Source organism: Streptomyces sp. PA03-3a (assembly GCF_033792735.1).
Classification (GTDB): Bacteria; Actinomycetota; Actinomycetes; order Streptomycetales; family Streptomycetaceae; genus Actinacidiphila.
In genome coordinates this window covers 66,044-79,494 of record NZ_JARAVM010000038.1, presented here as the reverse complement: position 1 = coordinate 79,494, position 13,451 = coordinate 66,044, and the positions used below count along the sequence as shown (strand labels likewise).

Here is a 13,451-nt window from a genome sequence, read left to right as displayed (position 1 = left end):
GCCCGTGGCGGCTGTCCCGCACGGCGGACCGGGGTCCTGGCGCGCCGGTCGCGGTCGGCGGCGCGCTGGGCCTTGGCCCAGCCCGAGAAGTCGACCTCGCCGAGGCCCGCGCGGCCGCCCGGGGGCTCGCCGCGGTGGCGGTGGTCGCCCTTGCCGGCCGGAGCGTGATCCGCGGCGCCGCCCGCCGGGGCGGACAGGAATGCGGCCCCGAGCAGGGCCGCGATGAGCATGACGATGACGGAGAGCCGGGACTTCCCGGACCTCCCGATGCGGGATTGCAATTTCCCCCCAATGCACCAGTACGGAACAGGTCGCCGATTGTTCAGAGCGGCAATGCCCGCTGTCAACACGATCATCGGTTTGACTTCTCGTTCGATCATCCATTCCATAATGGAGACCGAAGCCCTCGGAAGGGTGAATCTCCCTTTGGGCGCACGCCCCCGAGCTGCGGCGTTGCGGCACAGGCCGGGAAGGCCACCCCATGCTTGACGCAGAGGGCGATGATCCTCAAAAAGTATCTGCTAACTTCCTGCCCTGGAGTTCCGGGCGGCCTTTCGCACCGGAGCACATTGGGGGGACACACTCATGTACGGAAGGCCCGCCCTGGGCACGATGCTGCCGCTGGCCGGTATGGCCACGGCTTCGAGAACTGTTCCTGGCATTCCCTTCGCCAGGGGTTTACAAATAGCGGCAGGACTGGGCTTCCTGCTGTATTGCCTGATCGCATTCGGTCTTATAGCGGCGAGACTCTGGCTCCGCCGGCCCTCGGCCCGTGCGGCGGCGGCCGGCCGCCCCTCCGGAGGCGGGTCATGACGGGCCAGCTCGGGTTGTGGGCCGCGACTGCCCTGATCGTGCTGGCCGGGACCTACAACACCACGCTGTTCCTGCTCTCCCGGCGGCACATCCGCCGGGTCCGCCGGCCGGGACGGCAGCGCTTCTACGTCTTCCTGCTCGCCTGCCTGAACGAGGAGAAGGTCCTCGCCGAGAGCCTGGCCCGGATCACCTCGCTGCCCGCCGACAGCTTCGTGGCACTGGTCATCGACGACGCCTCCGACGACCGTACGGCCGAGGTCGCCCGGGCCGCCGACAGTTCACGGGTCTGGCTCTACCAGCGCCGCCTCCCCGACGCCCGGCGCGGCAAGGGCGCGGCGCTCAACGCGGGCGTGCGCCACCTGCGGGCCGCCGGTCTGCTCGGCCACCGCGCTCCCGAGGACGTCGTCATCTGCGTCGTCGACGCCGACGGCCGGCTCGACCCGCACACCATCCAGGCCGTCGACCCCTGCTTCGACGACCCGGCGACCGGCGCCGTCCAGATCGGCGTCCGCATGTACAACCGCCACCTGGGCCTGCTGGCCCGGCTGCAGGACATGGAGTTCGTCGTCTACGGCGACGTCTTCCAGAGCGCCCGGCGCTTCCTGGGCAGCGTCGGGATGGGCGGCAACGGGCAGTTCATGCGGCTGTCCGCACTCGACACCCTCGGCGGCGACGGCCCCTGGAGCGACAGCCTGACCGAGGACCTCGACCTCGGGGTCCGGCTCATCGCCCGCGGCTGGCGCAACCAGTACTGCACCACCGCCGCCGTCTCCCAGCAGGCCGTGCTCGACGTACGGCGCCTGGTGCGGCAGCGCTCGCGCTGGTTCCAGGGGCATCTGCAGTCGGCCAACCTGGTCCCGCTGATCCTGCGCGAGGTGGCCACCCGCCCGGCCCTGGACCTGCTCTACCACCTGTCCAGCCCGGTGCTGATCCTGCTCACCTCGCTGCTGCCGCTCTCCTTCCTGGTCGCCGTCGCCGGCACCGTCCTCGCCTCGTTCCAGCAGGGCCGGCCGCTGGTGTCGCCGATGTGGCTGCTCGGCCCGTACCTGCTCTCCTTCACCGCGGCCTACGTCTACGGCTTCGTCTACGCCAGGCGCGAGCGCACGCTCGGGCTGGTGCGCTCCGTCCTGGTGGCGCACGCCTTCATCCTCTACGGCTACATCTGGTTCGCCGCCGGCTGGTGGGGTCTGTGGCGGATGGCCACCGGCAAGCGCACCTGGCTGAAGACCGCGCGCACCTGACGGCCCGCACTCCTTCTCTCACCGCACACCAGCACACCAGCACCACCGTCCCAGGGGGGAACCATGTCCGCTCACCCAGCCGAACTGCCCGAAGTGCCGGGAACCATCCGCGCGATGCTCGTCCTCGGCACCCGGCCCGAGGTGATCAAACTGGCCCCCGTGGCGCGTGCCATGGCGGCCTCGCCGCTGTTCGAGCCGGTCGTGGTCACCACCGGGCAGCACCGCGAGATGCTCCACCAGATGCTGGAGCTGCTCCAGGTCCCCGCCAAGGCCGGGCTCGACGTGATGCGCGAGCGCCAGCGGCTCCCGGAGCTGACGGCCCGTCTGGTGGAGGGGCTCGGAGAGGTCATCCGCAACGACCGCCCGGACCTGGTGATCGTCCAGGGCGACACCACCACCGCACTGACCGGGGCGCTGGCCGCCTTCTACGAACGGGTCCCGGTCGCCCACGTCGAGGCGGGCCTGCGCACCGGCGTCCTCGACAACCCCTTCCCCGAGGAGCTCAACCGCCGGCTGATCGGACGGATCGCCCGCTGGCACTTCGCCCCCACCCCGCGGGCCGCCGCCCACCTGCTCGCCGAGGGCACCCCCGGCACCCAGGTGTTCACCACCGGAAACACGGTCGTCGACAACCTGCTGTGGGTGCTCGGCGAGGGCGTCGGCCGCAGTGCCTTCCCCGGCAGCGGCCGCCGCCGGGTGCTGCTCACCCTGCACCGCCGGGAGAACCAGGGAGAGCGGATGCGCGCCATGGGCCGCGCGCTGCGCCGGCTGGGCCAACGAGGGGACGTGGAGATCCTGCTGCCGCTGCACAAGAGCCCGGCCGTGCGCGACGCGCTGCTGCCCGAACTGACCGGCCACCACGCCGTGCACGTCGTCGAGCCGCTGGGCTACCCCGACTTCGCGGCCACCCTCGCCGACTGCGAACTCGTCCTGACCGACTCCGGCGGCATCCAGGAGGAGGCGCCCAGCCTCGGCAAGCCCGCGCTGGTGCTGCGTACGACGACCGAGCGGCCGGAGGCCGTGGAAGCCGGCGCCGCCCGGCTGATCGGCACCGACCCCGAGGCGATCCTCGCGGCCGCGGGCCGGCTGCTGGACGACCCGGCCGAGTACCACCGGATGGCGACCTCGGGCAATCCCTTCGGCGACGGACGGGCCGCCGAACGCGTGCTCGCCCAGCTCGCCGAGGACTTCGGGGAGGACGTGCCCACCACGCTCTCCTCCGCGGTCCTGCCGCCCCGCGCCACGGAGCCCTCCCCCGCGGTATGACCACCGCCCTGGGCTCCTCCGCGCCCAGGCCCCTGCGCCCCCCGCGGCGGAGGGGCCCGCGGCCCGCCGGCCTGGTGCTCGCCCTGCTGCTGGTGGTGGGCGGCGTGGTGTACGCCTGCCAGGGCCGCGGAAGCACCGGGCCCGGCTGGACGGACGGCACGGTGCACGGACCCTGGCTGTCGGTGTACGACGGGTACGGCGACAACCGAGGGGACGCCACGTCGCTGCGGCTCGCTCCGGGCGCGGCGGACCGGCCGGACGTCACCCACGCGGGCCTGGTGGTCTCCACCGAGGAGTACGGGGACATGGCGTACACGGCGCGCACCCGGACACTCCGTCAGCTGCGCACCCCGCGCCCCAACCCGTGGGAGGTGCCGTGGCTGGTCTGGGCGTACCGCGACCCGGAGGACTTCTACTACCTCGCCCTCAAGCCCAACGGCTGGGAGCTGGGCAAGCGCGATCCGGCCTACCCGGGCGGCCAGCGCTTCCTGGCCACCGGTCCGGCGCCGTTCCCCACCGGGCACCGGTACCGGATCGAGGTGGAGCAGCGTGGCGGCACGCTCACGATCGCGGTCGACGGGCGCTTCCTGACCGCGTACACCGATGCCGAACGCCCCTACACCCGGGGCTCCGTGGGCGCCTACACCGAGGACGCCCGGGTGGAGTTCGACGAGATGGCAGTGCGGCGCCTGCCCCCGGTCGGGTGAGGGCAGGCGCCGCGTTCCGTTCCGTACGCCCTTGTACGGGACGTCTCAGGGGTGACGGAGGGTCAGACCGTCAGCGGGCGATCCGTCGGGCGGATCGGGGCCGGCAGGATGCTCGCGCCGGTGAGGTAGTGGTCCACCGCGCGGGCCGCGGAACGGCCCTCGGCGATGGCCCACACGATCAACGACTGGCCGCGGCCCGCGTCACCCGCGACGAAGACCCCGTCCACATTGGTGGTGAAGTCCTTGTCGCGGGCGATGTTGCCGCGGGCGTCGAGCTCCAGGCCGAGCTGATCGACCAGGCCGTTGCGCTGGTCGGTGCCGGTGAAGCCCATGGCGAGGGTGACCAGTTCGGCCGGGATGACCTTCTCGGTCCCGGGCTGCGGGACGAACTTCCCGTCCTGGAACTCGACCTCCACCAGGTGCAGCGCCTTGACGTTGCCGTCCTCGTCGCCCTCGAACCGCATGGTGTTGACGGCGTAGACCCGCTCGCCGCCCTCCTCGTGGGCGGAGGTGACCTTGTACGTCATCGGCATGGTCGGCCAGGGCTGGTGCGACGGGCGCTCGTCCGACGGCCGCGGCATGATCTCCAGCTGGGTGACCGAGCGGGCGCCCTGCCGGTGCGCGGTGCCGACGCAGTCGGCGCCGGTGTCGCCACCGCCGATGACGACCACGTGCTTGCCCTCGGCGGACACCGGCGGGGTGACGAAGTCGCCCTCCTGCACCTTGTTGGCCAGCGGCAGGTACTCCATGGCCTGGTAGACGCCGCCCAGTTCGCGTCCCTCGACGGGCAGGTCGCGCGCCGCGGTGGCACCCGCGGCGATGACCACGGCGTCGTAGCGCTTGCGCAGCTTGGCCCCGTCCATGTCGCGGCCGATCTCGACACCGGTGCGGAACTTGGTGCCCTCCGCGCGCATCTGCTCGATGCGCCGGTTGATGTGCCGCTTCTCCATCTTGAACTCGGGGATGCCGTAGCGCAGCAGACCTCCGATGCGGTCGGCCCGCTCGTACACGGCGACCGTGTGGCCCGCCCGGGTCAGCTGCTGGGCGGCGGCCAGACCCGCCGGGCCGGAACCAATGACGGCGACGGTCTTGCCGGAGAGCCGGTCCGGGGGCTGCGGGGTGACGTCCCCGCTGTCCCAGGCCCTGTCGATGATGGTGACCTCGACGTTCTTGATGGTCACCGCCGGCTGGTTGATGCCGAGCACACAGGCGGACTCGCAGGGGGCCGGGCAGAGGCGACCGGTGAACTCCGGGAAGTTGTTGGTCGCGTGCAGGCGCTCGCTGGCGGCCTTCCAGTCCTCGCGGTAGGCGTAGTCGTTCCACTCGGGGATCAGGTTCCCCAGCGGACAGCCGTTGTGGCAGAAGGGGATGCCGCAGTCCATGCAGCGTCCGGCCTGCTTGGTGATGATCGGCAGCAGGCCGCCGGGAACGTAGACCTCGTTCCAGTCCTGCTTGCGCTCCTCGACCGGACGGGTCGGAGCGGTCTCGCGGGGCGTGGTGAGGAAGCCCTTCGGGTCAGCCATTTGCCGCCTCCATCATCTTCGCGACGGTCTCGGACTCGGAGAGCCCGGCTTGCTCGGCGGCGTTCTTGGCGGCGAGCACTGCCTTGTAGTCCCTCGGCATGACCTTGCCGAAGCGGGTGAGGGTGTGGCCCCAGTCGGCGAGGAGCTTCTCGGCGACGGTGGAGCCCGTCTCCTCCTGATGGCGGCGCACCACGTCGTGCAGCCACTTGATGTCGTCGGCGTCCAGCTCCTCGACGTTCACCATGCCGGTGTTGACGTTGTCCGGGTCGAGGTCGAGGACGTACGCGATGCCGCCGGACATGCCCGCCGCGAAGTTGCGGCCGGTCGGGCCGAGGACGAGCGCGCGGCCCCCGGTCATGTACTCGCAGCCGTGGTCGCCCACGCCCTCGGACACGACGGTGGCACCGGAGTTGCGGACGCAGAAGCGCTCGCCGGTGGTGCCGCGCAGGAAGAGCTCGCCGCCGGTGGCGCCGTAGGCGATGGTGTTGCCGGCGATGGTCGAGTACTCGGCCAGGTGGTCGGCGCCGCGGTCGGGACGGATGATCACCCGGCCGCCGGACAGGCCCTTGCCGACGTAGTCGTTGGCGTCGCCCTCCAGGCGGAGCGTGATGCCCTTGGGGAGGAAGGCACCGAAGGACTGGCCCGCGGAACCGGTCAGGGTGATGTCGACGGTGTCGTCGGGGAGCCCGGCGCCACCGTACTTCTTGGTCACCTCGTGGCCGAGCATGGTGCCGACCGTGCGGTTGACGTTGCGGATCGCGACCTGGGCGCGGACCGGGTCGCCGTTGTCGAGGGCGTCCGCGGCGAGCGCGATCAGCTCGTTGTCGAGCGCCTTCGCCAGGCCGTGGTCCTGGTCGGTGGTGCGGTGCCTGGCCGCGCCCTCGGGCAGCTCGGGCACGTGGAAGAGCGGGGCGAGGTCCATGCCCTGCGCCTTCCAGTGGGTGACGGCCGCGGTGGTGTCGATCAGCTCGGCGTGGCCGACGGCCTCCTCGATCGAGCGGAAGCCCAGCTCGGCCAGGAGCTCGCGGACCTCCTGCGCGATGAACTCGAAGAAGTTCACCACGTACTCGGCCTTGCCGGTGAAGCGGTCGCGCAGCACCGGGTTCTGGGTGGCGATGCCGACCGGACAGGTGTCCAGGTGGCACACCCGCATCATCACGCAGCCGGAGACCACCAGCGGGGCGGTCGCGAAGCCGAACTCCTCGGCGCCCAGCAGGGCGGCGATCACGACGTCGCGGCCGGTCTTCAGCTGGCCGTCGGTCTGCACCACGATGCGGTCGCGCAGGCCGTTGAGCAACAGCGTCTGCTGCGTCTCGGCGAGCCCCAGCTCCCACGGGCCACCCGCGTGCTTCAGCGAGGTCAGCGGGGAGGCGCCGGTGCCGCCGTCGTGGCCGGAGATCAGCACGACGTCGGCGTGGGCCTTGGAGACGCCCGCCGCGACCGTGCCGACGCCGACCTCGGAGACCAGCTTCACGTGGATGCGGGCCTGCGGGTTGGCGTTCTTGAGGTCGTGGATCAGCTGCGCCAGGTCCTCGATGGAGTAGATGTCGTGGTGCGGCGGCGGCGAGATCAGGCCGACACCAGGGGTGCTGTGCCGGGTCCTGCCGATCCAGGGGTAGACCTTGTGGCCGGGCAGCTGGCCGCCCTCGCCGGGCTTGGCGCCCTGGGCCATCTTGATCTGGATGTCGTCCGCGTTGACCAGGTACTCCGAGGTGACACCGAAGCGGCCGGAGGCGACCTGCTTGATCGCGGAACGGCGCGCCGGGTCGTACAGGCGGTCCGGGTCCTCGCCACCCTCGCCGGTGTTGGACTTGCCGCCGATCTGGTTCATGGCGATGGCCAGCGTCTCGTGCGCCTCGCGCGAGATGGAGCCGTACGACATGGCGCCGGTGGAGAAGCGCTTGACGATCTCGGAGACCGGCTCGACCTCGTCGACGGGGATCGGGGCGCGCTCGCCGTCCTTGAACGCGAACAGGCCGCGGAGCGTCATCAGTCGCTCGGACTGCTCGTTCACCCGGTCCGTGTACTGCTTGAAGATGTCGTAGCGGCGCGAGCGGGTGGCGTGCTGCAGCCGGAAGACCGTCTCCGGGTCGAACAGGTGCGGCTCGCCCTCGCGGCGCCACTGGTACTCGCCGCCGATCTCCAGCCGGCGGTGCGCCGGGGCGATGCCGGAGGCGGGGTAGGCCTTGGCGTGCCGGGCCGCGACCTCCTTGGCGACCACGTCGATGCCGGCGCCGCCGAGCTTGGTCGTGGTGCCGTGGAAGTAGGTGTCGACGAAGTCGGTGTCCAGGCCGATGGCCTCGAAGACCTGCGCGCCGCGGTAGGAGGCGACGGTGGAGATGCCCATCTTGGACATCACCTTCAGCACGCCCTTGCCCAGCGCCTTGATCAGGTTCCTGATGGCCGCCTCGGGCTCCAGGCCCTGGAGGAAGGTGCCCGCGCGCAGCAGGTCCTCGACCGACTCCATCGCCAGGTACGGGTTGACCGCCGCGGCACCGTAGCCGATGAGCAGCGCGACGTGGTGCACCTCGCGGACGTCGCCGGCCTCGACCAGCAGGCCCACCTGGGTGCGCTGCTTGGTGCGGATGAGGTGGTGGTGCACGGCGGAGGTGAGCAGCAGCGACGGGATCGGCGCGTGCTCGGCGTCCGAGTGCCGGTCGGAGAGCACGATCAGCCGGGCGCCGTCCTCTATGGCGGCGTCGGCCTCGGCGCAGATCTCGGTGAGCCGCGCGGCCAGCGCCTCGCCGCCGCCGGAGACCCGGTACAGGCCCGACAGCGTCGCGGCCTTCAGGCCCGGCAGGTCGCCGTCGGCGTTGATGTGGATGAGCTTGGCCAGCTCGTCGTTGTCGATCACCGGGAACGGCAGGGTGATGTTGCGACAGGAGGCCGGGGAGGGCTCCAGCAGGTTGCCGGACGGTCCGACGGCGCTGATCAGCGAGGTGACCAGCTCCTCGCGGATGGCGTCCAGCGGCGGGTTGGTGACCTGCGCGAACAGCTGCGTGAAGTAGTCGAAGAGCAGCCGGGGCCGCTCGGACAGCGCCGCGATCGGCGAGTCGGTGCCCATGGAGCCCAGCGGCTCGCCGCCGGTCTTGGCCATCGGCGCCAGGAGGATCCGCAGCTCCTCCTCGGTGTACCCGAAGGTCTGCTGGCGGCGGGTGACCGAGGCGTGGGTGTGCACGATGTGCTCGCGCTCGGGCAGGTCGTCGAGGTGGATCAGGCCGGCGTCCAGCCACTCCTCGTAGGGGTGCTCGGCGGCGAGCTGGGCCTTGATCTCGTCGTCCTCGACGATCCGGTGCCGGACGGTGTCGACCAGGAACATCTTGCCGGGCTGCAGCCGGCCCTTGCGGACCACCTTGTCCGGGGCGATGTCGTCCAGCACGCCGGACTCGGAGGCGAGCACGACCAGGCCGTCGTCGGTGACCCAGTAGCGGCCGGGGCGCAGGCCGTTGCGGTCCAGGACGGCGCCGACGACGGAACCGTCGGTGAAGGTCACGCAGGCCGGGCCGTCCCAGGGCTCGATCAGGGTGGAGTGGTACCGGTAGAAGGCACGCCGGGCCGGGTCCATCGAGTCGTGGTTCTCCCACGCCTCGGGGATCATCATCAGCACGCTGTGCGGCAGCGAGCGGCCGCCGAGGTGGAGCAGCTCCAGCACCTCGTCGAAGGTCGCCGTGTCGGAGGCGTCCGGGGTGCAGACCGGGAAGATCCGCTCCAGGTCCCCGCCGAAGTGGCTTGAGGCGAGCTGCGACTCGCGGGCGCGCATCCAGTTGCGGTTGCCCTTGACGGTGTTGATCTCACCGTTGTGGGCGACGAAGCGGTACGGGTGCGCCAGCGGCCAGCTGGGGAAGGTGTTGGTGGAGAAACGGGAGTGCACCAGGGCGATAGCGGTGGCGATGCGCTCGTCGGACAGGTCCGGGAAGAAGGGCTCCAGCTGGCCGGTGGTCAGCATGCCCTTGTAGACGAGCGTGCGCGCCGACAGCGACGGGAAGTAGACGTCCGCCTCGCGCTCGGCGCGCTTGCGCAGCACGAAGGCCGGGCGGTCGAGCTCGATCCCGGTCCGGGTGCCCGCGGCGTCCGCGACGAAGAGCTGGGAGAAGTACGGCATCGTCGAGCGCGCCGTGGCACCGAGGGTGTCGGGGCCGATCGGCACCTCACGCCAGCCGAGGACGGCGAGACCCTCCTCGGCGGCCAGCCGCTCGATGGACTCGACGGCCTTGCGGCGGTCCTCGTCCTCGACGGGAAGGAAGGCCGTGCCGACCGCGTACCGGCCGGCGGCGGGCAGCTCGAAGCCGGCGACCGCCCTCAGGAACGCGTCCGGGACCTGCATCAGGATGCCCGCGCCGTCGCCGGAGTCCGGCTCGGAGCCGGTGGCCCCGCGGTGCTCCAGGTTGCGCAGCACGGTCAGTGCCTGCTCCACGAGCGCGTGGTCCGCCTCACCGGTGAGGGTGGCCACGAAACCGACGCCGCAGGCGTCGTGCTCGTTGCGGGGGTCGTACATCCCCTGGGGGGCGGGACGCCCGTCCATGTGGGCCCGGCCGGAACCGGCGCCGGCGGCCTGGGGGTGCGTGGACGCGGAACGCATCGGCTCTCCCGTCGTCGTCATCTGGCATATGACATGCGCACTAGGGACGACGTTGGCCCTCTGCGATTTCGTGCAGGTTACATGATGGCCGGATGGCCGAAAAGTGGATAGCCAGTTCCATCATGTGGACTGAGCAGCGCTACGAGCAGGCAGTTTTGGGCCAGCATCGCTCACGTGAGACGCAGGCGACACTGCCCACGGCGCCACAGACTGATGCCCTCTGTCGGTCGCGCTGAAACGAGCGGGTAACAAATGACTTGTGGCCGTCACCCGGCTCAACCGACGGCGGTGCCGAACAGCGCGCCCAGAACGAAGGTAACCCCGGCGGCCGCTCCGCCCAAGACGAGCTGCCGGAGCCCGCTGAACCACCAGCTGCGCGCCGTCACACGTGCCACAGCCGCCCCGCAGAGGAAGAGACCGATCAGTGCCACGATCACCGCGGGCCAGACCACCGTTGCGCCGAACAGGTACGGGAGCACCGGCAGCAGGGCCCCGACACCGAAGGACAGGAAGGAGGAACCGGCCGCGACCAGGGGCGAGGGCAGATCGGTCGGATCCACGCCCAGCTCCTCGCGGGCGTGGATCTCCAGGGCCATCTCCGGGTCCCTGGACATCTGCCGGGCGACCTCCTCGGCGAGCTCCGGCTCGACGCCCCGTGCGACGTACAACGTGGCCAGTTCGCGCAGCTCGTCCTTGGGGTTGCGGCGCAGTTCCAGCCGCTCGACGTCCAGCTCCGCCTGGACCAGCTCCCGCTGGGAGGCGACCGAGGTGTACTCGCCCGCGGCCATCGAGAAAGCGCCCGCCGCGAGTCCCGCCAATCCGGTGATCACGATGGTCGAGGGGGCCACGTTGCCGCCGGCGACGCCGGTCATGAGCGCCAGGTTCGACACCAGGCCGTCCATCGCCCCGAACACCGCCGGACGCAGCCAGCCGCCGCTCACGTCCCGGTGGGTGTGGTGCGCCACGTGGTACGGCGCCGCCTGCCCGTCCTCCCCCGGCGTCCGCTCGGGGGCCGTGCCCGGTGCGCTGCGCTCCACGGCTGACGACATGGTCAAGGTGCTCCTTCCCCGGGGGCGGCGATCCCCGCGTCCCTCCCTCGAACGCCTCGACCGTACGCTCGAATTCCCTGCGTTTCCAGCAAGGAAAGCCTGCCTTACCTGCGAAAACGCGCCCGGCGGGATAACGCCGCGGCCGCCGTCACCAGGTGGTGAACGGCGGCCGCGGGCGGCTCGACGTGGGCGTCAGAGGTTCTTGGCGGGCTTGGCCTCGGCCTCGACGGGGACGGCGGCGCCGTCCTCCGCGTCCCGGTCCGCGTCCGGCTCCGCTTCGCCGGCGGCGGTCTTCTCGCCGTCCCCGTCCGCCGCCTTCTCGTCGGCGTCCCCGGCGTCCGCACCCTCAGCGTCCGTCGCGTCCGTCGCGTCCGCGTCCTTCGCGTCGGGGTCCGTGTCCTTCGCGGAGGACTCGGCCGCGGCGAGGGCCGCCGGCTCGACGACCTCCTCACGGCCCGGCCGCAGCTTCGCCGAGACCACCATGTAGGCCACCGCGGCGGCGAAGACCAGGATCGAGGTCCAGTCGTTGAGCCGCAGGCCCAGGACGTGGTGGGCGTCGTCGACGCGCAGGTACTCGATCCAGAAGCGCCCGACGGTGTACGCCGCGACATAGAGCGCGAAGGCACGGCCGTGGCCGAGCTTGAAGCGCCGGTCGGCCCAGATGACCAGCAGGGCCACACCGACGCACCACAGCGACTCGTACAGGAAGGTCGGGTGGTACGTCGCGGCGTCCAGGCTGTCCGCGGGCCGGTGGGCGCTGTCGATCTTCAGCGCCCAGGGCAGATCGGTGGCGCGTCCGTAGAGCTCCTGGTTGAACCAGTTGCCCCAGCGGCCGATGGCCTGGGCGAAGGCGATACCGGGCGCCACGGCGTCGGCGTACGCGGGCAGCGGGATGCCGCGGCGCCGGCAGGCGATCCAGGCACCGAGGGCGCCCAGGGCGATGGCGCCCCAGATGCCGAGGCCGCCCTCCCAGATCTTGAACGCGTTGACCCAGTCCTTGCCCTCACCGAAGTAGAGCTCGTAACTGGTGATCACGTGGTAGAGACGACCACCGACCAGACCGAACGGCACCGCCCAGACGGCGATGTCCGCGACCGTGGTCTTCTGTCCGCCGCGGGCGACCCATCGCCGGCTGCCGAGCCACACGGCCACGAAGACACCGATGATGATGCAGAAGGCATAGCCGCGCAGAGGGATGGGGCCGAGGTGGATGACCCCGCGCGACGGGCTGGGAATGAATGCGAGTTCGAGTTCCATGGCACTCCCGACGCTACCGTGCCGGGCGGCTACGACGGGCACCCGCCCGGCAACGGCTGGATAACGGGCGGGGGCTCAGCCGCTCTGCGAGGCCGCGGGAGAGCCCCCCGCGGGTGCCGAACCGGTCGCCGATCCCGGCGCGCCCGGCGACCCGGACGCGCTCGGCGGGGTGGCGCCCTGCGTCGCGGTGCCGGGCTTCTTGCCCTTGTTGGCCTCGGTGACCAGCTGCTTCAGCCGCTCCGCGGTCAGGTTGGGCTGCCCCTTCGCCAGCAGGTTCTCGCCGCCGTTGAGCAGAATGGTGGGCGTGGAGTTGAAGCCGGCGGTCCCGAAGGCCTTGTTGTTGGCATTCACCCAGTCGTCGTAGGTGCCGTCCTTCACGCAACGGGTGAAGGCGGGGGTCTTCAACCCCGGAACCTTGCCCGCCAGCTCCAGCAGGTGGTTCTTGTCGGCGAAGAGGTCGTCGTTCTCCGGCGGCTGGTTCTGGTACAGCACGTCGTGGTACGCGCGGAACTTGCCCTCGTCCTGCGCGCAGGCGGCGGCGTTGGCGGCGTCGAGCGAGCCGGAGCCGCCCAGGTTCCCGTCGATCAGCCGGACGAGGTGGTACTCGACCTTCAGCTGTCCCTGGTCCTGGAGGCCGTGGATGGTGTCGCGGAGCTCGTTCTCGTAGGCCGCGCAGGCCGGGCACCGGAAGTCCTCGTACACGGTCAGCGTGGACGGGGCGTCGCTCGCGCCGTTGGGGAGGGCCAGCTTGTCCTTGCCCGTCGCGCCCGCCGGGGCCGCGGCCGGGGCGCCGGAACTGCCGTCGCTGCCCGCCACCACGACCCCGATGACGGCGCCGACGACCAGGACCCCCACCACGGAGCCCGCGACGATCGCCGTCCTCTTGCGCTTCTGCCGGCGCTGGTCGTCCGCCCGCTGCTCCTGCAGCCGGTCCCGGGCATTGCGCTTTCCTTCACGGTTCTTCTCGCTCACACCCAGGCACAACGAACCGGGGGCACGCTCGCGCGTACCCCCGG

The 13,451-nt window shown here is 71.3% G+C and carries 8 protein-coding genes and 1 pseudogene; 3 read left to right on the top strand and 6 right to left on the bottom strand.

The window, feature by feature from the left end:
* Nucleotides 1-281, bottom strand: a pseudogene (locus PV342_RS33865) (hypothetical protein); the annotation flags it as partial.
* A gap of 528 nt (nucleotides 282-809) precedes the next feature.
* On the opposite strand from PV342_RS33865, the gene PV342_RS33860 reads away from it, so the two are divergent.
* From PV342_RS33860 to PV342_RS33850, 3 genes are all read left to right on the top strand, one after another.
* Complete coding sequence (locus PV342_RS33860) at nucleotides 810-2,054, top strand: glycosyltransferase family 2 protein (protein WP_026250634.1); 1,245 nt, start codon at nucleotides 810-812, stop codon at nucleotides 2,052-2,054.
* A gap of 63 nt (nucleotides 2,055-2,117) precedes the next feature.
* Nucleotides 2,118-3,320, top strand: coding sequence for a non-hydrolyzing UDP-N-acetylglucosamine 2-epimerase (gene wecB, locus PV342_RS33855; protein ID WP_400803150.1), 1,203 nt, complete (start codon nucleotides 2,118-2,120; stop codon nucleotides 3,318-3,320).
* Nucleotides 3,317-4,027 (top strand): calcium-binding protein, encoded by a 711-nt coding sequence (locus PV342_RS33850; protein WP_400803147.1) that lies wholly within the window; start codon nucleotides 3,317-3,319, stop codon nucleotides 4,025-4,027. The genes wecB and PV342_RS33850 overlap by 4 nt, the downstream gene beginning before the upstream one ends.
* 62 nt (nucleotides 4,028-4,089) lie before the next feature.
* Here the strand turns inward: PV342_RS33850 and PV342_RS33845 are convergent, their stop codons facing one another.
* The 5 genes from PV342_RS33845 to PV342_RS33825 form a co-directional block, all read right to left on the bottom strand.
* Nucleotides 4,090-5,550, bottom strand: a complete 1,461-nt coding sequence (locus tag PV342_RS33845) for a glutamate synthase subunit beta (protein WP_400803144.1) — start codon at nucleotides 5,548-5,550, stop codon at nucleotides 4,090-4,092.
* The gene (gltB, locus tag PV342_RS33840) at nucleotides 5,543-10,129 is read right to left on the bottom strand and encodes a glutamate synthase large subunit (RefSeq protein WP_386989675.1); all 4,587 of its coding nucleotides are present in this window, start codon (nucleotides 10,127-10,129) and stop codon (nucleotides 5,543-5,545) included. The genes PV342_RS33845 and gltB overlap by 8 nt, the downstream gene beginning before the upstream one ends.
* Nucleotides 10,130-10,404: 275 nt before the next feature.
* On the bottom strand, nucleotides 10,405-11,178 hold the full coding sequence (locus PV342_RS33835) for a VIT1/CCC1 transporter family protein (RefSeq protein WP_500320011.1): 774 nt from the start codon (nucleotides 11,176-11,178) through the stop codon (nucleotides 10,405-10,407).
* Between the two features lie 192 nt (nucleotides 11,179-11,370).
* A complete protein-coding gene (lgt, locus tag PV342_RS33830) occupies nucleotides 11,371-12,435 on the bottom strand; it encodes a prolipoprotein diacylglyceryl transferase (RefSeq protein WP_400803142.1) in 1,065 nt (354 codons plus the stop codon).
* A 75-nt stretch (nucleotides 12,436-12,510) separates the two neighbouring features.
* The gene (locus PV342_RS33825) at nucleotides 12,511-13,407 is read right to left on the bottom strand and encodes a DsbA family protein (RefSeq protein WP_500320009.1); all 897 of its coding nucleotides are present in this window, start codon (nucleotides 13,405-13,407) and stop codon (nucleotides 12,511-12,513) included.
* Between the last annotated feature and the right edge of the window lie 44 nt (nucleotides 13,408-13,451).